General features: G+C 48.3%; 22 protein-coding genes. 15 read left to right on the top strand and 7 right to left on the bottom strand.

Features of this window, described 5'->3' with window-relative positions; genetic code table 11:
* Positions 1–157 precede the first annotated feature (157 nt).
* From coxB to AYJ58_RS03615, 4 genes are read left to right on the top strand one after another with little or no spacing between them, the layout of a single operon-like run.
* The gene (coxB, locus tag AYJ58_RS03630; protein ID WP_106649026.1) at positions 158–1,696 is read left to right on the top strand and encodes a cytochrome c oxidase subunit II; all 1,539 of its coding nucleotides are present in this window, start codon (positions 158–160) and stop codon (positions 1,694–1,696) included.
* Positions 1,697–1,705: 9 nt separating this feature from the next.
* Positions 1,706–3,298 carry a cytochrome c oxidase subunit I gene (gene ctaD / locus AYJ58_RS03625; protein WP_106649025.1) on the top strand — a complete coding sequence of 531 codons (1,593 nt, stop codon included), beginning with the start codon at positions 1,706–1,708 and terminating at the stop codon, positions 3,296–3,298.
* A gap of 1 nt (position 3,299) precedes the next feature.
* A complete protein-coding gene (locus tag AYJ58_RS03620; protein WP_106649024.1) occupies positions 3,300–3,881 on the top strand; it encodes a cytochrome c oxidase assembly protein in 582 nt (193 codons plus the stop codon).
* Positions 3,878–4,753 (top strand): cytochrome c oxidase subunit 3, encoded by an 876-nt coding sequence (locus tag AYJ58_RS03615; RefSeq protein WP_106649023.1) that lies wholly within the window; start codon positions 3,878–3,880, stop codon positions 4,751–4,753. Before AYJ58_RS03620 ends, AYJ58_RS03615 begins: the two co-directional genes overlap by 4 nt.
* 4 nt (positions 4,754–4,757) lie before the next feature.
* Here the strand turns inward: AYJ58_RS03615 and AYJ58_RS03610 are convergent, their stop codons facing one another.
* Positions 4,758–4,976, bottom strand: coding sequence for a DUF2909 family protein (locus tag AYJ58_RS03610; RefSeq protein WP_106649022.1), 219 nt, complete (start codon positions 4,974–4,976; stop codon positions 4,758–4,760).
* On the opposite strand from AYJ58_RS03610, the gene AYJ58_RS03605 reads away from it, so the two are divergent.
* From AYJ58_RS03605 to AYJ58_RS03585, 5 genes are all read left to right on the top strand, one after another.
* The gene (locus AYJ58_RS03605; RefSeq protein WP_106649021.1) at positions 4,975–5,739 is read left to right on the top strand and encodes an SURF1 family protein; all 765 of its coding nucleotides are present in this window, start codon (positions 4,975–4,977) and stop codon (positions 5,737–5,739) included. The genes AYJ58_RS03610 and AYJ58_RS03605 overlap by 2 nt on opposite strands.
* A gap of 91 nt (positions 5,740–5,830) precedes the next feature.
* The gene (locus AYJ58_RS03600; RefSeq protein ID WP_106649020.1) at positions 5,831–6,376 is read left to right on the top strand and encodes a hypothetical protein; all 546 of its coding nucleotides are present in this window, start codon (positions 5,831–5,833) and stop codon (positions 6,374–6,376) included.
* Positions 6,376–7,353: a COX15/CtaA family protein gene (locus AYJ58_RS03595; protein ID WP_106649019.1), complete on the top strand. Its 978-nt coding sequence runs from the start codon at positions 6,376–6,378 to the stop codon at positions 7,351–7,353. Before AYJ58_RS03600 ends, AYJ58_RS03595 begins: the two co-directional genes overlap by 1 nt.
* Positions 7,354–7,367: 14 nt before the next feature.
* Positions 7,368–8,273 carry a heme o synthase gene (gene cyoE, locus AYJ58_RS03590; RefSeq protein WP_006079596.1) on the top strand — a complete coding sequence of 302 codons (906 nt, stop codon included), beginning with the start codon at positions 7,368–7,370 and terminating at the stop codon, positions 8,271–8,273.
* 47 nt (positions 8,274–8,320) lie between these two features.
* Positions 8,321–8,953, top strand: coding sequence for an SCO family protein (locus AYJ58_RS03585; protein WP_106649018.1), 633 nt, complete (start codon positions 8,321–8,323; stop codon positions 8,951–8,953).
* On the opposite strand, the gene AYJ58_RS03580 is transcribed toward AYJ58_RS03585, so the two are convergent.
* The gene (locus AYJ58_RS03580) at positions 8,954–10,000 is read right to left on the bottom strand and encodes a polysaccharide deacetylase family protein (RefSeq protein WP_106649017.1); all 1,047 of its coding nucleotides are present in this window, start codon (positions 9,998–10,000) and stop codon (positions 8,954–8,956) included.
* 22 nt (positions 10,001–10,022) lie between these two features.
* Here AYJ58_RS03580 and AYJ58_RS03575 point away from each other — a divergent pair, with 22 nt between their 5' ends.
* Both AYJ58_RS03575 and AYJ58_RS03570 read left to right on the top strand, forming a co-directional pair.
* The gene (locus AYJ58_RS03575; protein ID WP_106649016.1) at positions 10,023–11,390 is read left to right on the top strand and encodes an MATE family efflux transporter; all 1,368 of its coding nucleotides are present in this window, start codon (positions 10,023–10,025) and stop codon (positions 11,388–11,390) included.
* Positions 11,391–11,469: 79 nt separating this feature from the next.
* Positions 11,470–13,407, top strand: a complete 1,938-nt coding sequence (locus AYJ58_RS03570; protein ID WP_106649015.1) for an alpha/beta hydrolase family protein — start codon at positions 11,470–11,472, stop codon at positions 13,405–13,407.
* 84 nt (positions 13,408–13,491) lie between these two features.
* Here the strand turns inward: AYJ58_RS03570 and nfuA are convergent, their stop codons facing one another.
* Both nfuA and AYJ58_RS03560 read right to left on the bottom strand, forming a co-directional pair.
* Positions 13,492–14,070 carry a Fe-S biogenesis protein NfuA gene (nfuA, locus tag AYJ58_RS03565; protein WP_006079591.1) on the bottom strand — a complete coding sequence of 193 codons (579 nt, stop codon included), beginning with the start codon at positions 14,068–14,070 and terminating at the stop codon, positions 13,492–13,494.
* A 241-nt stretch (positions 14,071–14,311) separates the two neighbouring features.
* Positions 14,312–15,103, bottom strand: coding sequence for a ComF family protein (locus tag AYJ58_RS03560; protein WP_198555580.1), 792 nt, complete (start codon positions 15,101–15,103; stop codon positions 14,312–14,314).
* Between the two features lie 32 nt (positions 15,104–15,135).
* Between AYJ58_RS03560 and bioH the strand changes: the two genes are divergently transcribed.
* Positions 15,136–15,930 carry a pimeloyl-ACP methyl ester esterase BioH gene (bioH, locus tag AYJ58_RS03555; protein ID WP_106649014.1) on the top strand — a complete coding sequence of 265 codons (795 nt, stop codon included), beginning with the start codon at positions 15,136–15,138 and terminating at the stop codon, positions 15,928–15,930.
* A 61-nt stretch (positions 15,931–15,991) separates the two neighbouring features.
* On the top strand, positions 15,992–16,549 hold the full coding sequence (locus AYJ58_RS03550) for a hypothetical protein (protein ID WP_106649013.1): 558 nt from the start codon (positions 15,992–15,994) through the stop codon (positions 16,547–16,549).
* A 99-nt stretch (positions 16,550–16,648) separates the two neighbouring features.
* On the opposite strand, the gene AYJ58_RS03545 is transcribed toward AYJ58_RS03550, so the two are convergent.
* The 3 genes from AYJ58_RS03545 to greB all read right to left on the bottom strand — a co-directional run bounded on the left by AYJ58_RS03545 (position 16,649) and on the right by greB (position 21,861).
* Entirely contained in the window at positions 16,649–18,613 is a 1,965-nt protein-coding gene (locus AYJ58_RS03545; protein ID WP_106649012.1) for an LTA synthase family protein, read from the bottom strand.
* 217 nt (positions 18,614–18,830) lie between these two features.
* Positions 18,831–21,194, bottom strand: a complete 2,364-nt coding sequence (locus AYJ58_RS03540) for a Tex family protein (RefSeq protein WP_106649011.1) — start codon at positions 21,192–21,194, stop codon at positions 18,831–18,833.
* Between the two features lie 163 nt (positions 21,195–21,357).
* Complete coding sequence (greB, locus tag AYJ58_RS03535) at positions 21,358–21,861, bottom strand: transcription elongation factor GreB (RefSeq protein ID WP_006079584.1); 504 nt, start codon at positions 21,859–21,861, stop codon at positions 21,358–21,360.
* Positions 21,862–22,255: 394 nt separating this feature from the next.
* Here greB and ompR point away from each other — a divergent pair, with 394 nt between their 5' ends.
* Both ompR and envZ read left to right on the top strand, forming a co-directional pair.
* Positions 22,256–22,981 carry an osmolarity response regulator transcription factor OmpR gene (gene ompR, locus AYJ58_RS03530; RefSeq protein WP_006079507.1) on the top strand — a complete coding sequence of 242 codons (726 nt, stop codon included), beginning with the start codon at positions 22,256–22,258 and terminating at the stop codon, positions 22,979–22,981.
* Positions 22,982–23,023: 42 nt separating this feature from the next.
* Positions 23,024–24,340 (top strand): two-component system sensor histidine kinase EnvZ, encoded by a 1,317-nt coding sequence (envZ, locus tag AYJ58_RS03525; protein ID WP_106649010.1) that lies wholly within the window; start codon positions 23,024–23,026, stop codon positions 24,338–24,340.
* The last annotated feature ends 72 nt before the right edge of the window (positions 24,341–24,412 follow it).

Below are 24,412 nucleotides of genomic sequence, written 5' to 3'. Positions count from 1 at the left end.
TACCAGCAGTAACAATACTTAATTAAAAGTAACAGCCGCCAACGCACGTTGAAGTCAAAAACGCTTTTTTGGAAACTGAAGAGTTTGCATAGAGTTGAGACTTACTGTGTTGCTCTTCTTTGTAGTTGCTATTCGCAATTGGCAGAGGAGAAGTCTTGTGAAGCAATTGTTGTATTGTTTACTCGTGGTGTTATTCGCACCACCGTTGGCCGCCGCGGACATGCGGTTCAACATGACCCCTGGCGTAACCGAGATCAGTGGCAAGGTTTATCACTTGCACATGACCATCTTGTATATCTGCTGCGCCATTGGCCTTGTGGTCTTTGGCGTGATGATTTACGCCATGATCAATCACAGAAAATCCAAAGGCGCTGTCGCGTCGCACTTTCACGAAAGCACTAAAGTTGAAATCGCTTGGACGATTCTGCCATTTATCATTTTGATCTTAATGGCGATTCCAGCGACAAAAACCTTAATTGCGATGGAAGATCCCAGCAATGCCGATCTCACCGTTAAAGTCACAGGTTCCCAATGGAAATGGCACTACAGCTATTTCGATCAAGACATTGATTTTTACAGCATACTCGCAACCCCAAGAACACAAATCGACGGTACCGAAACCAAGGGTGAACACTACCTTTTGGAGGTCGATAAGCCGCTCGTGCTGCCGATAAACCGCAAAATTCGCTTCCTGATGACCTCAGAAGATGTGATCCATTCATGGTGGGTTCCCGCTTTTGCGGTGAAGAAAGATGCCAACCCAGGATTTATCAATGAGGCCTGGACTCGCATAGACAAACCCGGCATTTACCGTGGTCAGTGCGCCGAGCTTTGCGGTAAAGACCATGGTTTTATGCCCATTGTAGTGCAAGCCCTACCCGAAGCCGAGTTTGAAGCTTGGGTAGCGGAGCAAAAACAAGCTGCAGGCGCGGCGGCAGAAGCTGCTCAAGCTGCATTGTCACAGACCCTTAGCAAAGAGGAGCTAATGATCCAAGGTGAGCAAGTTTACCTCGGTCACTGCGCAGCCTGCCACCAGCCTAATGGCGAGGGGTTACAAGGCGTATTCCCACACCTCAAAGGCAGTCCGATAGCAACGGGACCGCTCAGCGGCCACCTTGAAATCGTGATTAACGGTAAAGCGGGTACCGCCATGCAAGCCTTTGGTAAGCAATTGACGGCACAAGAAATGGCCGCCGTTATTACCTATGAGCGTAATGCATGGGGCAATAATACTGGCGATGCTGTGCAGGCCAAAGATGTTAACGAGCATATGAACGGCAGCGCTGGCACACCAGCATCTACTGCAGCGCCAGCCAATACGACCCCAACTCCCGCGCCTGAACCTGAGCCAGTTGCAGTTGTCGATCCCGCCAGCCTCCCCACACTCACCCACGACGCCTTGATGGCCGAAGGTGAAACTGTTTACGCCACCACTTGTGCGGCCTGCCATCAGTTAACGGGAGCTGGCATACCACCAGCCTTCCCCGCCCTCGCTGGCAGTGCTATCGCCACAGGACCCGTTGCTAATCATCTAGATATTGTGATGCACGGCAAAACGGGCACGGCTATGCAGGCATTTGGCAAACAACTCAGCCCACAGCAACTCGCGGCCGTCATTACCTATGAGCGCAATGCTTGGGGCAACAATACCGGCGATACAGTGCAACCCGCTGATATCGCCAGCCATGGACAGTAGGGGATTATGATGAGCACAACGACTCAAGATCAAACCGCAGCCCATGATGACCATCATCATGGTGCGCCAAAGGGCATCATGCGCTGGGTGCTAACCACCAACCATAAAGACATTGGTACTCTGTATTTATGGTTCAGCTTCATTATGTTTTTAACCGGTGGCGCTATGGCCATGGTGATCCGCGCTGAACTGTTTCAGCCCGGATTACAATTGGTCGAGCCCAATTTTTTCAACCAAATGACCACAGTCCATGGGCTGATTATGGTGTTCGGCGCCGTGATGCCAGCCTTTACTGGGCTCGCCAACTGGCTGATCCCTATGATGATTGGGGCGCCCGATATGGCGCTGCCACGGATGAATAACTGGAGTTTTTGGATCTTACCCTTCGCCTTTACCATTTTGCTCAGCTCACTGTTTATGGAAGGCGGCGGGCCTAACTTTGGTTGGACCTTCTACGCGCCACTATCAACCACTTATAGCCCCGATAGCACGGCACTCTTCGTGTTCTCTATTCATATCATGGGGATAAGTTCAATTATGGGCGCAATCAACGTGATTGTGACCATAGTGAACTTACGTGCGCCCGGCATGACATGGATGAAGTTACCGCTATTTGTATGGACTTGGCTTATCACAGCATTCCTGCTGATCGCTGTGATGCCCGTCCTCGCGGGCGCTGTAACTATGGTGCTGACCGATAAGTTTTTCGGCACTAGCTTCTTCGACGCCGCGGGGGGTGGCGATCCTGTGATGTTCCAGCATATCTTCTGGTTCTTCGGCCACCCCGAAGTTTACATCATGATCTTGCCGTCCTTTGGTATCATCTCAGCCATAGTGCCCGCCTTCAGTCGCAAACCCTTATTTGGCTATGCATCAATGGTTTATGCAACTGCGAGTATTGCAATTCTGTCGTTCCTCGTGTGGGCACATCATATGTTCACTACAGGTATGCCAGTGTTTGCCGAGCTGTTTTTCATGTATTGCACTATGTTGATTGCGGTGCCAACGGGGGTGAAAGTATTTAACTGGGTGGCGACTATGTGGCGCGGCTCGCTCAGCTTCGAAACCCCTATGTTGTTCGCCGTGGCCTTTATCATACTCTTCACCATTGGCGGTTTTTCGGGGTTAATGCTCGCCATTACGCCCGCCGACTTCCAATACCACGACACCTATTTTGTGGTGGCGCATTTCCATTATGTGCTCGTAACAGGGGCGATTTTCTCCATCATGGCGGCGGCCTATTACTGGCTACCTAAGTGGACGGGGCATATGTACAACGAACGACTGGGACAATGGCACTTCTGGTGTTCGGTGATTTCGGTCAATGTGCTGTTTTTCCCCATGCATTTCCTTGGGCTCGCGGGTATGCCAAGGCGCATTCCCGATTACTCGATTCAATTTGCCGATGTTAATCAAATCGTCTCGATTGGTGGCTTTGCCTTCGGTTTATCGCAATTGATTTTCTTAGTCTTAGTGATCAAGTGCATCCGTGGTGGCGAGAAAGCCCCCGCTAAACCTTGGGAAGGCAGCGAGGGATTAGAGTGGACATTGCCAAGCCCCGCACCCTACCACTCCTTCACGACACCACCTGAGGTGAAATGAAATGACCAACCATAGCCAGCCAGAAAAACCTAAGTCAAATCGAAAGCTTATCAGCATGCTCGTCATGGGCTGTATCGGTATGTTTGGTTTTGGGTTCGCGCTGGTGCCGCTATACGATGTGCTGTGTGAGAAGCTAGGGATTAACGGTAAAACCTCCAATACTGCCAGTAGTTATCAAGCGATAACCGTCGATACTAGCCGTGTTGTCATCGTGGAATTTATCTCCCAAGTGCAAACGGGTATGCCGTGGAAATTTGAGCCGCAAACCAAGCGGCTCGAAGTCCACCCCGGCGAACTGATACACACAGCATTTTTGGCACGCAATGTGTCAGACAGAGCAACGGTCGGTCAGGCGATACCTTCGGTATCCCCAGGCCAAGGTGCTGCCTATTTTAATAAAACTGAATGTTTTTGCTTTAATCAACAGCACTTAGCGGCTTCGACCAGCGCAGAGTTGCCACTCATTTTCTTTGTGGATCCTCAGTTACCTGAGTCCATCCACACTCTGACCCTCTCTTACACCCTCTACGACATTACCGACAAGCAGTTAGCGTCTGCCCTAGAGCAAGGAGCTGCAAAATGACTACAAAACATGAACCTTACTATGTCCCCGCCCAAAGCGCTTGGCCCATCATTGGTGCTATAGGGCTGTTTTTAATCGCCTTTGGTGCAGGAAGCTTTGTACAACAACTAAAATCAGGCGCATCGGGTGGCGGTTATATCCTACTCGCGGGTATCGCCGTGATCCTCTTTATGCTGGTTGGCTGGTTTAGAACCGTGATCAACGAATCCATGACAGGACTTTATTCGCACCAAATGGATAGATCCTTTCGCCAAGGCATGAGTTGGTTTATTTTCTCCGAAGTGATGTTTTTCGCGGCATTTTTCGGGGCATTATTTTATGCTCGCATGGTCGCGGTGCCTTGGCTTGGCGGCGCCTCGAATAATGCCATGACCCACGAAGTGCTCTGGCCACAGTTCGAAGCCGTTTGGCCATTGATCACCACACCTGATGGGACAAAAACCGAGGCTATGCCATGGACTGGTCTGCCATTAATCAACACTATTGTGCTGCTAACCTCTTCTGTCACCTTACATTTTGCCCATGTCAGCTTAGAAAAAGGCAAACGTCCCGCCATTACCCTCTGGCTCGGGATCACCATACTCTTAGGGATGGGTTTCCTTGCCTTACAGGCCGAAGAGTATATCCACGCCTATCAGGAAATGGGACTCACCTTAACCTCTGGGATTTATGGCAATACCTTCTTCCTGCTAACGGGTTTTCACGGCATGCACGTGACCCTAGGAACGGTATTCTTATTAGTGTTGTTTTTCAGAGTGTTGAAGGGTCACTTTAGCGCAGATAAGCATTTTGCTTTCCAAGCGGGGAGTTGGTATTGGCACTTTGTGGATGTGGTCTGGCTGTGTTTGTTTATTTTCGTCTACGTACTTTAAGGCTTTAGTAAGGCGTGGGATTGTGGCTGATTAACCCAGTCCCCAATGCCACCAGCAGTAACAGAATAACGAGTACAGAGAAAATCACTCGGCGACCAAGATAACGGCTCATCGGCACTTTATTGTCACCTTTCACCATAATAAACAAGGCGCGACCTAGATTAAAAATGATGAACAGCAACAGCAGAACTAAGACCAACTTAAAAATGAATAGGGTATTCATGCAATATCCTTATGTTCTGCTGAATAAATTAACGGTTTTTTTGCTGATACTGACTGTGGCTGTATTCGGGATTTTGGTCAAGCTGGGCCTATGGCAATTAGCCCGAGGTGAAGAAAAAACCGTCCTACAAGCGCAAATGGAGGCGAGGCAATCCTTATTACCACTCAGTTTTGAGCAGCTCCAGCTAAAGGTAAATAAGGAAAGCGTCACAGGTTATCGTCTACAAGTACAGGCAACGCCCGCGAGCTCACAAATCTGGCTACTGGATAATCAAATCTATCAGGGTCAAGTGGGCTATTTAGCCTTTCAGCCCCTACAAGTGGAAGCTGGAAAACCTTGGTTGCTGGTCGAACTCGGTTTTGTCGCCGCAGGCTCCCACCGTGGTGAGTTGCCTCAAATCACCCCACTTAGCGGTGAATTAATTCTCGAAGGTCGGCTTTATCAAAAGCAAATCAATCCTTTGAGTCAGTCCTTGATGGCTGAGTCGGGGGCAAATATTCGCTTTCAGAATCTCAATATTCCCGAGATGTCGCAGATGCTAGGCCACCCTTTACTCCCTGCGGTGCTGCAACCGGATGAGTTACCAACACTTGCCTTACCGCATCCTTGGCAACCCTTCCCTCTGCCAGCACAAAAACATTGGGGTTATGCGTTGCAGTGGTTCTCTATGGCGGCCGTGTTTGCTGGGCTCATGTTGTGGCAAGGGATTAAATATGTAAAACGCCAGAGTGCCGAAACAATCGCAAACTCAAGGAGCGAATAGGGAAATTCGTACCATACTTAGCAAGACACAAATAAAAACTAAATAAATATAAAACAATAAATTAGGGATAATTTGAATGAGAGGAGCAAGCATGAACTCCCAGAATAAATCTAAACACAAAGCATTGGGCTTGTTGTTGCTGGCGTTTATCGCGCCCGTGGTAATAGCCAAGCTAGTGCTGAGCCTGAATTTATACCACGGCGGCGCCACTAATCATGGCGAGCTGATCAATCCTGAGACCAGTTATGCCAGCCTTGGGGTTGAAAATCCCAATCCTAAAGAATGGCAACTGCTATATTTACTGCCCGCCCAATGCGACGATGCTTGCCGCGAACGCCTGTATATTTTACGCCAAAGCCACACTGCGCTAGGGCCAGATCAGGCGCGAGTCGAACCACTCATTCTCACCCATCCCGACAGCGATCTTAACGCTTTAAGCGCCTTTCACTTCAACACTCGTCCCGCCAATGCTGGCTTAAGCCACTGGCTAGATGAACAGCAGCTGATCATAGTCGATCCCTTAGGCAGCTTAGTGCTGCGCTATCCCCAAGTGCAGGGTAGAGAAGCGCATTTAGCTCAAGGCAAAGCCTTGATTGCGGATCTGCGTAAGTTGTTAAAACTGTCGAGGGTAGATTGATGCAGCTAACTTGGGTTCTTCGCTTAACCTTAGTCTTTACCCTATTAGTGATTTTAATGGGTGCTTACACTCGCCTATCGGATGCAGGTCTAGGCTGCCCCGATTGGCCGGGTTGCTACGGCCATATCAAGGTGCCTACCCAAGACCATGAAATCGCCCATGCCCAAACCATCTTTCCCGATCACGATATCCACCCAGAGAAAGCCTGGCTGGAGATGATCCACAGATATATCGCAGGCGGACTTGGCTTACTGGTGTTGTTAATCTTAGTTTTGTGCCTGAAAACGCCAGAAGCACCGAAAAAGTTACCGCTCATCATAGTGCTGCTGATCCTCTTTCAAGCCGCACTCGGCATGTGGACAGTGACGATGAAACTCATGCCCATAGTGGTGATGTCGCATCTTATTGGTGGATTCAGCCTAATTTCACTGTTGTTACTCCTCTATCTACGAACGCGGCCGCGGCGGATCTTTAATAGCGAATCCCATGCCCGTAATCTGGCACCGTTGGCGCTGGTGAGCCTGTTCGTGCTTGTGGGTCAGATTATGCTGGGCGCTTGGACCTCATCTAACTATGCGGCGCTAGCCTGCACCGCATTACCCATTTGCGAAGGCAACTGGATGGATAACTTGGCAATAGCGGAGGCCTTTTCACCATTCCAAGGCCAACACCACAGTTTCGAATTTGGGGTACTCGATTACCCAGCGCGGATGACTATCCATATCGCCCACAGAATAGGCGCTATCGTCACCGCGAGTTTATTACTCGTGCTCGCCTATCGATTATTTGTTGGCGCTGCAGGGATGAGGGCCTTAAGCCTCTTACTGGTGGGGCTAGTGATCCTACAAGTGAGCTTAGGTATTTCTAACGTAGTAATGCATTTACCACTGGGTATTGCCGTGTCTCACAACGGCGGGGCGGCACTACTGCTGCTGACCTTAGTCGCAATCAACTATTTCTTATGGCGCAAAGCCTAAGCGAGGGCTCCAAGATGGCAAAACCACTCTCAATCACCAGTAGCCTACCCACGTTCAGCGTGACATGGCGCGCCTATTTTGAAATGACTAAACCTAAAGTGGTCGCACTCATGCTGCTCACTGTCTTAGTCGGCATGTGTCTGGCTGTGCCCCATGCTGTGCCCGTTCAACCTTTACTCGCGGGTATGCTGGGCATTGCCATGATGGCGGGTTCGGCGGCGGCGCTAAATCATCTGATCGATCGCCGTATTGATGGCTTAATGGCACGCACCTACAATCGCCCACTACCCAAAGGGCGTATTTCGGCAACCCGCGCGTTAATTTTCGCCGCTAGCTTAGGTAGTCTTGGCTTTATCGTCTTATATTCTTTAGTAAATCCACTCACAGCTTGGCTCACCTTTGCCAGCTTGATTGGTTATGCCTTGGTTTATACGGCCTATTTGAAGCGCGCAACATCACAAAACATTGTGATTGGAGGCCTTGCGGGAGCTATGCCACCCTTGCTGGGATGGACTGCAGTGACGAACGAATTTCACGGCCATGCGCTGTTGTTAGTGATCATCATCTTTACGTGGACGCCGCCACATTTTTGGGCTCTGGCCATTCACAGACGCGCCGAATATGCCAAAGTGGATATTCCCATGCTGCCGGTTACCCACGGTGTCGAGTTTACTAAAACCTGTATTCTGCTCTACACAGTATTGCTGGCAATTGCTTGCCTATTACCTGTGCTGGTTGGTATGTGTGGGCCCGTGTATTTCGTCTGCTCGAGTTTACTCAGCACGGGATTTATTTATAAAGCATGGCAACTTAAATATCGGGATCATGATGGCTTAGCGATGCAAGTGTTCCGCTTCTCTATCTATCATTTGATGTTGTTATTCATGGCATTACTGCTCGACCACTATTTGTGGAACTAGTGTATGCAACTCATTTGTCGCGCTAACCTGTCGTTATGGAGCCAATAATGCAGAAAAGAATTTTAATCATCGCCATTTTATTATTCGGTCTTGGCGGCCTATTTGCGGTGAAATTTAATCCCCCGAAACCTATCGAGCTAGAGAGCGGATTTCTGTATCCACAGGCCTATGAATTAGCGCCCTTTGAATTGGTTGATCAACATAAGCAGGCTTTTACCAACGCCAGTTTGCAGGGGAAGTGGAGCTTATTTTTTATCGGTTTTACATTTTGCCCCGATGTTTGCCCGACGACCTTAAATAAACTCGCGGCGGCTTATCCCGATCTAAACAAAATTGCGCCATTACAGGTGGTGTTTCTATCCGTCGACCCCAAACGGGACACACCGGATAAACTCCTGACCTATGTGAATTTTTTCAATCCAGAATTTAAAGCGGTCACGGGCGAGCAGACACAAATCTTCCCGCTCACCCGCAGCTTAGGGCTGACCTATGCCATGGTGGGTGAAGGGGAAAACTACCAAGTCGACCATAGTGCGGGTTATGTGTTGGTATCGCCGCAGGGTACACGCGTTGCAGTGTTCAAACCTACGGCTGCGCTAGGCAAGCCGCCGCAGGTGTTAAATGATGAAATGATTAGCGATTTTAGAAAAATAGTGACGCAATACAAACCTAACCGTTGATCACTCTTTGACCCAAGAACCATCATCCTTTGGCCTCACCCAAGGCTGAGAAAACCAATAGTAGCCATTGCGCGCCTTACTCGGCGCAGTGCAGTTGTAACGCGAACGCCCCGCAGGTAAGGCTAAATCCGCTTGAACACTAAACTCGGTTTCACTGAGCCAAGTCGGCTGTTTTGAACCTTGGCCTTGGATGTAACACATCACCTGCTTAGCAGAGATATCGCTCATATCGAGGGTCACTTTAAGCTCTGGACGCCAGTGGCCGCCCTTTAACTCAGGATCGCTAGGACTCTGTGCAATTACAGGCATGTTTAAACTGTATAGCTTGGCCTTAAGGCTTTTTAAATCCGCATATTGTCCCGCAACAGGGAAACGCGGCAGTGCCGTTAACGGCGAATAGGGCCCAGCGGCTCCCGATTGCTGCCCTAAAGCGACAAAGCCGTTCTCGGTTAACATATCCTGCAAGGCTTGATTGTACTCACCGTAGGGATAAGCCAGCATTTTAAAATTGTGCCCAGTGGCATCTGCAATCGCCTTTTCTGTATCTAAGATATTGGCTTTTATCCGCGTTAACCATTGCGCCTGTGATTCATTTTCTAAGGCGCGAATCAAATGTTCGTGGGCCCAACTGTGGTTAGCAATATCGGCGCCTTCCTTGGATAGCGTTATCAGCTCATCCCAGGTCATCATCTCGGTAAACTTTTGTTTAATCGGCTCAATTGCCACAAACAAGGTGTAGGGAAAGCCAAATTCCTTTAGGATAGGATGCGCCGTCGTGGCTATGCTGCGATAACCATCGTCGAAGGTAATCGCGACTGTTTTGGCCGGTAAATCTTGTTTTTGCTTTATCGCTTCAACTACCTGAGAAAGCGGTATCACCTTAAAGCCATCATCGGCTAGAAACTGCATTTGCTCACGAAATTGCGCGGGCGTCACGCTTGTGGCCGCCGGAGTGGTCTCAGATACATGGTGATATTGCAGAATGACCACGGCATGGGCAGAAAACGTCATTAGCCCTATGAGTGCCAACAGCACACGTTTAACCATAATGTGAACACCTCTGAAATTAATGAATACAGCTAAATCAACTTGGCTCGACCTGATGCTCAACGGCGCGAAAAATCGTCAATTACTCATCCTCGCCCTGCCGATGATACTCTCCAATATCACTGTCCCACTGTTGGGCTTAGTCGATACGGCTGTCATAGGTCATCTGAGTGAAGCCTATTATTTAGGGGGAGTCGCCGTCGGGTCAACGATTATCACATTAATCATTTGGTTATTGGGATTTTTGCGTATGGCGACCACAGGTTTGGTCGCGCAAGCCTTTGGTGCTGACGATCTTCATGCCCAGCACAAACTCTTAGTCCAAGGCGCTATGCTAGCGATGTTATTGGGCGCAGGCGTTATCGCACTACAGGTCCCGATATTGAATTTAGCCTTAGGATTATCCGAAGCGAGTAGCGAAGTCGAACGTTATTGCCGCGAATATTTTCAGGTACGGATTTGGTCAACGCCCTTCGCCCTACTCAATTTAGTTATGTTAGGTTGGCTCTTAGGGCGACAACAACCTAAAGCCGCCATGTGGCAGCTGATATTAGCGAACCTTGCCAATATTATTCTCGATGTGGTGTTTGTCCTCGGCTTAGGCTGGGGCGTTAAAGGCGCAGCCCTCGCCTCAGTCTTTGCCGATATCACCGCTTTCGCAGTCGCACTCACTATGGTGTTACAGCAACTCAAGCGCGAAGCCGATTTTCACTTATCCCAACTATTACCCCATGTCACCCTGACGGGTTATGGCAAATTACTGAGGCTCAACACAGATATTTTTATCCGCAGTCTCTGCCTGCAAGCAGCTTTTGCCTTTATGACATTCCATGGTGCAGGTCTGGGTGATAATACCGTTGCCGCTAATGCCGTGTTATTGAATTTACTGCTGTTAATCTCCTATGCACTCGATGGCATTGCCTATTATGCCGAGGCAGAAGTCGGCCGAGCCTATGGCCAAAAACAGGCGGAACAATTGAGGGAAGCCGTGATCTTAGCGTGGAGCTGGTCAGCCATTACTGCGCTCGGGTTCTGCGCTGTATTCAGTCTTTTTGGCAGTAATATTATCGCGTTACTGACCAGCATTAATGAGGTCAGAGCAACTGCGCAAACCTATCTTATCTGGCTGATATTTTTGCCTTTATGGTCTTTTAGCTCGTATTTGTTCGACGGAGTCTACATAGGTGCCGCTAAAGGTAAAGTGATGCGTAATAGCATGATACTCGCCACCTTCGGCGCATTTTTCCCGACATGGTATTTACTGCAGCAACTATTATTACCAGAGCAAGGTAACCACGCTCTCTGGGCCGCTATGAGTGCCTTTATGATCGCCAGAAGCCTGACGCTTGCTGGGCACTATTATTTCAGCAAAGACTTTTTAAATAAATAATCTGTAAAGACAGTAGTTTACTAATCTCATAATCATTATGATATTGATTTTACAATTGTAACAATGATGTGAATCGATAATGAAAAGGATTTTACCGCTGTTTTTCCTGTGGCTATGCAACCATGCCGTTGCCGACACCGCGCCACAATTACCCGTTGAAGCCTTTGCCAGCATCCCAGATGTGAGCTCTGTACAACTCTCACCTAATGGCAAAAAAATCGCTTCTGTTGTCCGCGTCGATCAAGCCAAACTCAAAGGTACTGTCGTTAGTATCCAAGATATAGAAACGGGCGAAAAGAGCATTCCACTGCACACAGATAATCAAAAATTTGTCATTCTGTCTCTGCAGTGGGCAAACGATAATATCTTACTGATCAATGCTAAGTTTCCTGCTAACCGTTACGGCACACCGACAACCGAAACCCGCCTTGTTAAGTATGATTTGACCACGAAAAAGACCTCGAGTGTCATTCCCCGCAGTGTCTTAGACCGTCTCAATTGGATCCCGCAACATCAGGGGCAAATTATCGATCTTATGCCAGATGATCCCGACAATATTTTACTGTCATTAGACGGAATGGGCGAAAACGTAGGCGAAGATAGCGTACTGAAAGTCAATTTAGCGCAGGGTAAATCCAGTTACAGCCAAAATGCTAAAAAGAAGATCATCAGTTGGATTACCGACAGACAACACAAGGTCCGTATTTCTATCTATAACGATGAGACTGAGTACCGTATTTATGAACAGCCAGAACAGAAGAGTGATTCACGCTTACTTTGGACCTTTAAAGCCTTTTCAGAAGACAGTGTTTGGCCCTTAGGTTTCGATGCTGATCCTAACATTCTTTACGTTCGCGCCTATCACAATGGTTTCGAAGCCATATTTAAAGTCAATCTGACCGATCCTAAGCTCACAAAAGAATTAGTCTACGCCAATGAAGATACTGACGTTGAAGGTAATTTACTCTATTCGAAACTGAAGAAAAAAGTCATTGGTATCAGTGAGGGTGACGGCGAAGAATTCACCTTTTGGGAAAAAGAATATTTGGGCCTACAAAATGGCCTAAAAGCCGTGTTACCCAATGCACACAACTATATTACTCAATTCAGTGCAGATGAACGCCGCTATATAGTGTATTCCACTAGCTCGACCGAGCCCGGTACTTACTATTTTGGCGATAGGGACGAAAAAACGCTTTATCCCATCGCTAACCGATATGGAAAGCTCAAGAGTGAACTCCTCGCCGATACCCAATATTTGACCTATGAGGCAAGAGATAAGCTCAAAATCGATGCTTACCTAACAGTGCCAAAAGGGCTTGAAGCCAAGCAACTGCCGACGATAATCTTCCCCCATGGCGGCCCCATCAGTTACGACAGCAACGACTTCGACTACTGGGCACAGTTCTTCGCTAATCGTGGTTATGCGGTATTTCGGATGAACTTCAGGGGCTCGGCGGGTTACGGCTATGAGTTTATGAAAGCTGGCCTGAAAAGCTGGGGACTCGAAATGCAAAACGACGTCGAAGATGGAACTCGCTACCTAATAGATCAAGGGATTAGCGATCCTAAACGTATTTGTATTGTCGGGGCTAGCTATGGGGGTTATGCGGCCTTAATGGGGGCTGCTATGACTCCCGATCTCTACCGCTGCGCCGTGAGTGTGGCAGGCGTTACCGATGTGGCCTATCTAGTGAAATCGAGCCGAAGATTTACTAACTACAAAGTGGTTAAAGAGCAAATAGGGGATGACTTTGATGCGCTCTATGACCGCTCCCCGATCAGTAAAGCCGATAAAATTAGCATCCCAGTATTGCTGCTACATGGTGATAAGGACAGAGTGGTGAAGGTTCAACATAGCCGAGAAATGTATGACGAACTCAAATCACTGAAAAAACCGGTGGAGTATATTGAGCTGGAAAATGGCGATCATTACCTGAGCAATAACGACAACAGACTAGCGACGTTTAAAGCTTTAGATAAGTTCTTAGCTGATAATCTCAACCCAAAGTTATAACTGAACAACAGCAGTTTAAGCTAAAGCCAAATATAAAAAACGCGACTCTAAGATCGCGTTTTTTATTCAGCTCAACCAACAAGATTAAGCGTAAGAATGTTCACCATGTTGGTGATCTGTCACGTCACGTACACCAGTCAACTCACCTGGGAACATGTCTAACAGTTGTTTTTCGATACCATCCTTCAGGGTGATATCAACTTGAGAACAACCGTTACATCCACCGCCGAACTGCAGTACAGCTACACCTTCTTTGGTAATTTCAACCAGCATGATATTACCACCATGGCCGGCTAACTGAGGGTTGATCTCAGATTGGATCACGTATTCAATACGCTCGACTAAAGGTGCATCACCAGACACTTTACGCATTTTTGCGTTAGGCGCTTTGAGCGTGAGTTGTGAACCTAATTGGTCAGTTACAAAATCGATAGTGGCATCTTCAAGGAAAGGTGCACTCTTCTCATCGACCATAGCATTGAAGCCAGTGAACTCGATTTCAATATCATCACTTTCTACTGCATCCGGTGGACAATAAGACACACCACACTCGGCTTGCGAGGTTCCTGGACTGATCACAAATACGCGAATATGAGTGCCTTCAGGTTGATCTGCTAACAACTTAACAAAATGGGCTTGAGCCGCATCGGAAATGGTAATCATGAAAACCTGCTCCGTCAGGGGATACCTGAGTGTTTTAGTAAGAATTAGCCGTATGATACTCCGACTCACCTTTGCTTTGTAGTCCCTTGGGCAGCAAGTTTGTGGATTTTTGCCATAGCGATCACGATTTGACTGAGCCATTTGAGCTGTTCAAACGATATGATCTTAACGTATTAAAATCGAATAATGCTCCTAAGGCAGTCACTTAAGCAGACATTCCAAGATGTTCTATACATGCTTCTCATTCATTATCGAGATCATCCAACAAGCCTGGCGCCTCTGCCCTTGCCAGACACCATACTTGCACGTGCACATAACGCGCTTCGAATAAGCGGGCAATTTCAGAGACGGTAGTGCCTGTCGTGACCACATCATCCACCAGTGCAATCCGCTGGAACGCAAAATCATCCGCTAACATAAAGGCCTCGTGTAAGTTGCGTCGTCGCTGTGCACCCGAAAGTCCGGCCTGCGGCCGAGTGTCTTGCTGGCGCGTTAATCCCTCGCTCACTAATGGCAGTTGTAAGAGCTGTGAAAGCTCATGAGCAATTAACCACGCCTGATTAAATCCCCGTTGCTGTAAGCGTTTGGGATGCAATGGAACTGGCACTATCGCTTGCGGCAAGGTGATTAATCCTTGCTGTTCTAATAGCTGAATTCGCGCCACTAAGGCGCGACACAGCACGGGCAAAGCGGCAAGTTGCCCCTGATACTTAATCGCGCCAATCCAAGCACCTAAACCTTGATGGTAACTGCAGGGGGCAACGACTTTATACGGCTGGCGCTTTTGGCATTCACCGCAATAATCGACCTCGATTTGCATCGACTTACCGCAGCCTAAGCAAATAGGTCCATGGTATAAGCCAGATTGAAGACAAACGGCGCAAATACCCGTCTCGGGGATAGGTATGGATTGGTGGCACAGCAGGCAACGGTTAGGTAAACTGCTCGCCAACCAGCTTGTGCCGAGTTGATAGCCTAAACGCATTATCCGCCAAGCGGATGGCGGCCAAATCCTTTTGACAAAGCGCGGCATACATTCACCTAATCCATTTTTGAGGCACTCAAGTGAGCCAAGTGACATCCACAAACCATGCAAATTTGCATATTGAAATCAGAGGCCAAGGGCCAGATCTGGTGATGCTTCACGGTTGGGGAGTCAATAGCGCTGTGTTTACACCATTACATGAGTCACTGTCTCAGTATAGGGTGCACTATGTCGACTTGCCGGGCTTTGGCCATAGCCAAATGGTGGAGGGTGATCTATCCACTTGGGTCGATGCCTTAGTCACCGCATTACCAGAACACGCTATTTGGGCCGGCTGGTCACTTGGTGGGCTAGTTGCGACTCAGGCAGCACTGAGTTATCCAAAAAAAATCAAAGGCTTGATCACTATCGCTTCATCCCCCTGCTTTATGGCAAGGGAAGACGAAGCATGGCCGGGCATTCCACCCCAAGTCCTTAATCAATTTAGAGAACAACTCGGGCAAAATTTACCTAAAACTATAGAGAGATTTCTAGCGATTCAGGCCATGGGCAGCGAAACCGCCAAAGAAGATATCAAACGGCTGCGCGATCTTGTGCTTGCGCGCCCATTACCCGATGCCAGAGCCTTAAATCAAGGTTTAAGCATGCTGACTGACATCGACTTAAGACCGCAACTAACAGAATTACAGCAACCTTGGCTAAGGGTCTGGGGTCGACTCGATGGGCTAGTGCCCAAACGCGTACCACCTAAGATGCCGATCACGCCGCAAATTGAAGATGTGATGCTTGCCAAAGCCTCCCATGCGCCGTTTATTTCCCATCAACAGGAGTTTTTGCAGGTATTTATGCCTTGGTTAGCGTTACAGGCGCGCTAACGCTTTATCTTTGAGCGATTAATGGCTAGTATTTAACCATTAGTGCACCAAGGAATTTTCCATGTTAGTTGTCAGTAACTACCCCCAAGTCCCACTAGCGACCAGTAATGTCGCGACGGATTCGGCTCGGGTCGACAACCAACTGAAACCTGTGGTCATTCCCCCACAAGCTGCCACTAAAGGCCATGAAGAACGCGCCTTTAATCCGCAGAATGAACGCACAGCAGATCAAACTCAGCAACAAACCAAAACGCTCGAGCATAATCAACAGCAAGTTCAAGAAAAACAGCAGCAACAGCAATCCTCACAGCAACAGAACCAACAACAGCAAGAGAAAAAAGCGCCCCTTGTAGTGGCCGAGCGTGTTTTACCTAAAACGCTAAAAATTGCTGCAAGAGGCCAAGCGGCGCTGCAACGTAAGGATATACGCTTAAAGGTCAGTCAAGGTGCGGCAAATTATGCCAGCAGTAACGCCAAAGCGAATACCAGCAGTACAGCAAGGCAATCGCTTCAAGGCGAATCGAGTCAATTTTATCAACAACTTGGGCAACGCATTAGTCAGTTCTATCAACAACAGACTCAGCCAGAGCAAGAATCTATTATGTCGACGTGGATTTAACCTATTCCAATCGTATGAATCCGTTTGCGCACAAAATTAGCAGGAATGATAAACAAAAATGCCGCTAAAAATAGCGGCATTTTCCATTCTGTTTAACGCTTATTTAGGCAAACGATACAGCTCTTGCTGGTAGGCTAAACTGCCCCACAATGCCCAACTTAAGGCTTTCTTCTCTAGCGCGGCAGCAGCGGGGGGATGAGGCGTTAACTGCTCGTTTTTTTCATTATATTCGAAACCCTGTGCCTCTTTCTCTGGTTGCAGAATGACCACATCTTTACCTTCCATCAGCGCAAAGTTTTTATCGTATTGCATCAGAGCACGCCCTGGCCAATCATCGCTGACCTGAGTTAAGTCACGGCCCAGCATAGGGTAAGAGTCAGATATTCCAATCAAGGATAACAAAGTCGGCGGCAAGTCAATTTGACTCACGATACGATGATCGCGTTTTGGCGCAACATTATCCCCAAGAATTAATCCCGGAATACGGAAACGCGATACTGGCACCAGATCCGCACCACCCACTCGACTGTCATGGTCGGCAACCACGATAAAAATCGTATCTTTCCAATAGTCTGCGTTTTTCGCCAATTTGAAAAACTCACCAACCGCATAGTCAGCATATTTCGCCGCATTGTTGCGAGTTTGCTTAGGTTGTTCATAAAGTTCGATACGATCATCTGGGAATTCAAATGGATCATGGTTGCTCGAACTAAACACTAAACTAAAGAAAGGCTTACCTTCGCTATGCAGACGCTCAAACTCACTGTTCGCCTTGCGCATTAAATCTTCGTCTGACGCGCCCCACGAACCCACGAAGGCCGGAGATTTGTAATCTTTCTGATCTATGATGTCACTAAAGCCGTTGCCCAAGAAGAAGCTACGCATATTGTCGAAATGGCTCTCACCACCATAAATAAACTGCGTTGTATAACCATGATTTTTAAGTAATTCAGCAATACTGAAAAAGCCAACTTGGCTCTTACCTAGCTTCACCACAGCGCGAGCTGGCGTTGGCGTAAAACCTGTTGTCACAGCTTCGATTCCGCGTACAGATCGTGTACCAGTAGCGTACAAGTTATCGAAATACCAACCTTCTTTAGACAAGGCATCGATATTCGGTGTCAGGGGTAACCCACCTAAACTACCGACAAAACGTGCGCCTAAGCTCTCTTGCAGTAGGATCACTAAGTTCTTTGGCTTACCAGTATAACTGGCTTGGTTAAAGCTCAGTGATGGGATATCCGTTGAAGTAAAGGCACTTTCAGGGCGACCACTTTCCTGCCTAATCGTTGCAATAACCTCCGCGTTATCTAGCTTGCCATACACTTTAGAAGCATCTTCTTCACTATCCATCTGCTTGATGGCAAACACCAAGGAATAAGCAGAGTTAATCACTAAAGAGTTCACTAATGGATCGTCAGCAAAGGCCACCAGAGCGGGGTTAAGCGGACGATGACCCAAGGTTGAACGGGCACCTAATATCGTAATTGCGATAACGATTAACGCTAATACTGGACGCCAATACCAGCGTGGAAAGCGTAGGTTTCTCGTCAGTTTACCGCTGAGAACCCAACCGCCCCAGAGTGTACCTATGGTTAATAATATTGAGAAAATAAGCTCAAGCTTACGACCCGCCCACAGCATAGAAAGCACTTCTTTCGGGTAGATCAGATATTCCACATACAAACGATTCGGACGAAAACCATATTCTTCAATAAAAGCGGGGGTCGATGCTTCTAAAAAGAGCATGATCCACAGACCGACGGTTAACCACACCCGTAAAATCGGCTGCCATAGACGGCCAATAAAATGATCACCTGAAAATAATGCGGTTCCTAAGGCAGCAATACCCCATAACCAGCACAGGGTAGCGATATCGACGCGTAAACCTTGGATTAATAGATGCGACCAACCTTCCACAGCGGCCACGCGATCTGCTTGCCACAGCCCTAAAGCAATACGGCTCGCGGTGGCAATAAAAAGCACTAATAGTGAGAAAATAAAGATGGCGCGGAAAGGCCCATGGGCATTGTGATGCCCGCGAGGTGATAAACCAGATTGCATGTGTTACCCCAAAACGTATAAAGAGCCACTCAGCGTTGGAGTGTCAATTTGAAAAAAATCGGTGAATAAGCTGTGCTATGACAACCGATTTTGCTTAACGTTGCATTAAATGCCGACTTTATATTCCCTAAGGCGACATTGATGCAACAATTTTGTGAGTAACATGTAAAAAAGTCGACTCGGACAAGGTTTAAGTCCGAGTCTTAACGGTTAACGCTTACTTTTTCAGCTTAGCGAAGGCATCGGCAAAGGCATTGCCCATAGCCGCATTTGCCGGCGCTTTAGGTGCTTGTTTTTGCGCCGGACGTGCGGCAGGTTTTACCGACTGAGGCGCCTTGCCATTATGAGTTTTGGCAGAGTTGTGCGGTCTTTGCTGCGACTTACTCTGGTCGATAGCTTCGTCCAAACGCATGCTCAAACCGATACGGCGACGCTCAACGTCCACTTCCATCACTTTAACTTTGACCACATCACCCGCTTTCACCACAGTATGCGGATCGCTGATAAACTTGTCGGTCAGTGAAGAGATATGCACCAGTCCATCTTGATGCACGCCAATATCGACGAAGGCACCAAAGTTAGTCACGTTGGTCACTACGCCTTCGAGCACCATTTCTGGTTTCAAATGTTTAAGCTCTTCGACACCATCTTTAAACTTAGCGGTTTTAAACTCACCACGGGGATCGCGACCCGGTTTATCCAGTTCGGCCAAAATGTCCGTCACGGTCGGCAAACCAAATTCCGCCGTAATAAACTCTTCTGCCTTGATGCTACGCAGCAAATCAGAGTTACCCATCAGGCTCGCCAGTTCCACTTGTTTAGCCTTAGCGATAGTTTCGACGAGTGAATAAGCCTCTGGATGCACAGACGAAGCATCGAGTGGATTATCACCTTCACGAATACGCAAAAAGCCCGCCGCTTGCTCATAGGCTTTAGGCCCTAAACGTGGCACTTTCAGCAGCTCTTTACGATTCTTAAACTGACCATTGGCATCGCGGTAATCAACCACGTTTTTCGCTAACGTCTTATTTAACCCCGCCACTTGTGACAATAACGGCACAGAGGCCATGTTGAGATCCACACCCACGCCGTTTACACAGTCTTCCACCACGGCTTCCAGTGAACCCGATAATTGGCTTTGGCTCACATCGTGTTGATACTGACCCACACCGATAGACTTAGGCTCAATTTTCACCAGTTCGGCTAACGGATCCTGTAAACGACGCGCGATAGACACAGCACCACGAATCGAGACATCGAGATCGGGGAACTCAAGCGCCGCCAATTCCGATGCCGAATACACAGACGCGCCCGCCTCACTAACCATCACTTTGGTCAAATGTGGATGGGTATCTTTCACTGCGGCAATCAGCTCAGCAGCCAGTTTGTCGGTTTCCCGTGATGCCGTGCCGTTACCAATCGCAATTAATTCAACTTTGTGCATTTTGACTAAGTTAGCCAAAGTACGGATCGACTTTTCCCACAGATTTTGCGGTGCATGCGGGAAAATCGTCGCATGGCACAACATCTTACCCGTGTTATCGACCACAGCCACTTTCACGCCGGTACGTAAACCGGGATCGAGTCCCATGGTGGCTTTCGCGCCCGCTGGAGCAGCCATCAATAAATCGCCTAAGTTACGGGCGAAAACTTTAATCGCTTCGGTTTCGGCGCGTTCGCGCATTTGCGAAATAAACTCAGTTTCCATCTGCAACGCAATCTTAATGCGCCATGTCGCCGTCACCACGGTTTTCAACCATTGATCAACGCTGCTATCACCTAATTTCAGCCCTAAGTGATCACAGATAATCACTTCGCAGTAACTACCTTGGCCCGCTTCGGCGGCGGGGTCTGCATTCATAGATAAGGTTAAGAAACCTTCATTACGGCCACGCAGCATAGCCAGCGCACGGTGTGATGGGATCTTAGCTAACTGTTCGGTATGCTCAAAATAATCTCGGAATTTCGCGCCTTCTTTCTCTTTACCGGCAATTAAACGGCTTTCTAACACACTGTTTTGGCTTAAATGCTCACGCACTTTACGCAGTAATTCAGCGTCTTCGGCGTAGCGTTCCATCAGGATATAACGCGCACCTTCGAGCACAGCTTTAACATCGGCAAAACCCGCTTCGCTATTGATATAACCCGCCGCTGTAGTCTCGACATCTACGCTACGATCAACCAGTAAGGCATCGGCTAATGGCTCAAGCCCAGCTTCGATAGCGATTTGGCCTTTAGTGCGGCGCTTAGGTTTGAAGGGCAGGTATAAATCTTCGAGACGTGTCTTACTGTCTGCCTCGTCAATCGCCCTTTGTAATTCTGGCGTTAACTTACCCTGAGCTTGGATGCTAGACAGGATCACTTGGCGTCTGTCGTTCAGCTCACGCAGGTAACCTAAACGTGTGTACAAGGTACGCAGTTGCGTATCGTCTAATCCGCCCGTGGCTTCTTTACGGTAGCGGGCAACGAAGGGAACTGTCGCACCATCGTCAAGCAGAGTGATGGTTGCGGCAACTTGTTGCTCACGAACATTCAGTTCTTGAGCGATAATCTGAGCGATGTTATGTGCATTAGTTTGCATAAATAAAGTGTCGTGCCTAACTGTAAAGTAAGTCGTTATTGCGCCAAAGATACCACAGGCGCCCCGTATGTTTCATGCTAAAGCCTAAGTCAAATCAGAGTCTTTGATCTTTCCCCGTTATGCCATGGTGACCGTAGCGATTGTCACAGTGGCAACCCTGTCGCTAATCAGCCTCGCTGGCGAGAGTTGTTTCAAAAGGAGTGTAACGGATCTGATTGATATACCACTCTTTTGGACCCGATGGCGTTTGCACTACCACCTCATCGTCCACTTGCTTGCCGATTAAGGCACGCGCCATGGGCGAGTCGATGGTGATGTAGCCCAATTTAGTATCGAGCTCATCTTTACCGACGATCCGATAACGCACGCGATCACCCGCTTCATTTTCAAGCTCAAACCAAGCGCCGAAGAATATTTTACCTTCCTGCTGCGGCGAGTAATCGACGATTTTCAATTCTTCCAGCCGCTTAACTAAGTATCTAACTCGGCCGTCAATTTGTCTTAACAAACGCTTGTTGTAAGTGTAATCAGCGTTCTCACTACGGTCGCCCTGCGCCGCCGCCTCTTGGACTTTAAGGGTGATTTGCGGCCGATACTCTTTCCACAAATACTTCAATTCTTTATCTAAAGTTTGCCAACCCTGTCGGGTGATCAAATGCGCTTTCATACTCATTACTCAATCGTTGGATTAAACGACCACAATTGATGCGGGATAATATATTGGACTGATGATACTCAGACTGGACGCTAAAGTTAACTCACTAAATCATCTCTGTGCATAATGGCTTTTAAATCACCGCTTTCACTGATGCCAATTTAGTTACAATTTCACCCTTGGCGTGAATAAACGCGAGTATTCCCATGCAATTTCATTTGCTTAGTATTAACATTGGGCAATAAATGTCAGCATTTATCGCATTCAAGCCACTAAGGTGAGCTAGTCGCCTAGGTTGAATGCGGCTATATTAGGCAGATTCGTTTTCAATTTCAGCCATTTGGTTAATCTTAACTGTTTCTCCTCAGTAGAATAAGCACCAATCTGAGCAATTAAAGGACATCCCATGGGACAAGAAACCTCGAAAATCCTCGTCGTCGATGATGATATGCGCCTGCGAGCGTTACTCGAGCGTTACCTGATGGAGCAAGGTTATCAGGTGCGCAGCGCGGCCAATGCCGAGCAGATGGACCGCCTATTAGAACGTGAAAACTTCCATCTACTCGTGCTCGACTTGATGTTGCCCGGTGAAGATGGCCTGTCTATCTGTCGCCGTTTGCGCCAGCAAGGTAATCCTATTCCTATCGTGATGCTGACGGCCAAGGGCGATGAAGTCGATCGTATTATTGGCCTAGAGTTAGGCGCCGACGATTATCTGCCAAAACCTTTCAATCCACGGGAATTACTCGCACGGATCAAAGCAGTGATGCGTCGCCAAACCCAAGATGTGCCCGGTGCGCCCGCCCAGCAAGAAGCACAAATCAGCTTCGGTGAGTTTTCGCTAGATTTAGCCACCCGTGAGATGTACCACGGCGACGAATCGATTGCGCTCACCAGCGGTGAGTTTGCCGTGCTTAAAGTGCTCGTTACCCATCCACGCGAGCCCTTGTCGCGGGATAAGTTGATGAACCTCGCCCGTGGCCGCGATTATTCTGCGCTAGAACGCTCCATCGACGTGCAAGTGTCACGTCTGCGCCGCTTGATCGAGAAAGATCCTGCAAATCCGCGTTACATTCAAACGGTGTGGGGATTAGGTTATGTGTTTGTGCCCGATGGCGCCGCGCGTCGATGAGCCGCGTTGCCATCTTAATCTGCTGCGGTTATTGAGCCCACGATGAAACCTAAGTTTTGGTGGCGGTTTGTGCCTCGCAGCGCGTTTAGTCAAACCGTGATGCTGATTGGTTGTCTATTGCTGATCAATCAGCTGGTGTCTTACGTCACGGTTGCCGTCTATGTGCTTAAGCCAAGCTACCAACAAATCAATCAGTTAATTGCTCGCCAAGTCAAATTACTGTTTGTCGATGGCATAGATATTGGCCGCGAACACTTAACCATAGTCGACGCACTCAATGCCAAAGTCCACGACGATGGCATGAAGATTTACAATCAACAGCAAGCGCGCGAAGCCGGTATTGAGCAAGCGACTTACTATGGTTTCTGGTCGGCGCAGATGTCGGAATATCTCGGCGGCGACGCCGAAGTGCGTGTCACCCACGGCAGCGTATTGCAGATTTGGATCCGTCCGCCACAGGCGCCCTCGATTTGGATAAAAGTGCCGCTGATTGGCCAAAATGTTTCAGATCTCTCGCCGCTCACCCTCTATTTAATGGTCATTGGTGCCCTCAGCGTCGCTGGGGGTTGGTGGTTTGCCCGCCAACAAAACCGCCCACTTAGACGACTACAAAAAGCCGCGATTGCCGTTTCCCGCGGTGAATTCCCCGAGCCCTTGCCGCTGAATGGTTCGAGTGAAATTGTCGAAGTGACTAACGCCTTCAACCAGATGGCGCACAGCATGAAACAACTGGAGCAGGACAGAGCGCTATTGATGGCCGGGATTTCCCACGACTTGCGCACGCCGCTCACCCGTATTCGGCTCGCTTCTGAGATGATGGTTGAGGAAGATCAATATCTTAAAGATGGCATAGTTAACGATATCGAAGATATGGACGCCATCATCAGCCAGTTTATTGCGTATATTCGCCAAGATCAGGAAACCAGCCGTGAGCTAGGGCAAATCAATAAACTCATTCAAGATGTCGCTCAAGCAGAGGCCAATCGCGCCGGCGAAATTGAAGTGGTGTTAACTGACTGCCCCGAAGCCCAATTCCAAGCGATTGCCATTAAACGGGTACTGAGCAACTTAGTCGAAAATGCCTTTCGCTATGGTTCTGGCTGGATCCGCATTAGCTCGCAGTTCGATGGCAAACGTATCGGTTTTAGTGTTGAAGATAATGGCCCAGGAATCGACGAGACACAAATTACCAAACTATTTCAACCATTTACCCAAGGTGATATCGCCCGAGGCAGTGTCGGTTCAGGCCTAGGTCTCGCCATCATCAAACGGATTATCGATAGACACCAAGGGCAAGTCACCCTCTCCAACCGCACCGAAGGCGGTTTAAGGGCCCAAGTGTGGCTGCCGCTGGAATAACGCGAGATCACATATCGGCAAATCAAATGACAACGCTGACATTCATGTTGGCGCTTGTCATATTAGTGTCAC

The sequence above is a fragment of the Shewanella sp. Pdp11 genome (genome assembly GCF_002838165.1).
GTDB lineage: Bacteria > Pseudomonadota > Gammaproteobacteria > Enterobacterales > Shewanellaceae > Shewanella > Shewanella hafniensis.
This window is presented reverse-complemented; position numbering and strand designations above follow the sequence as displayed.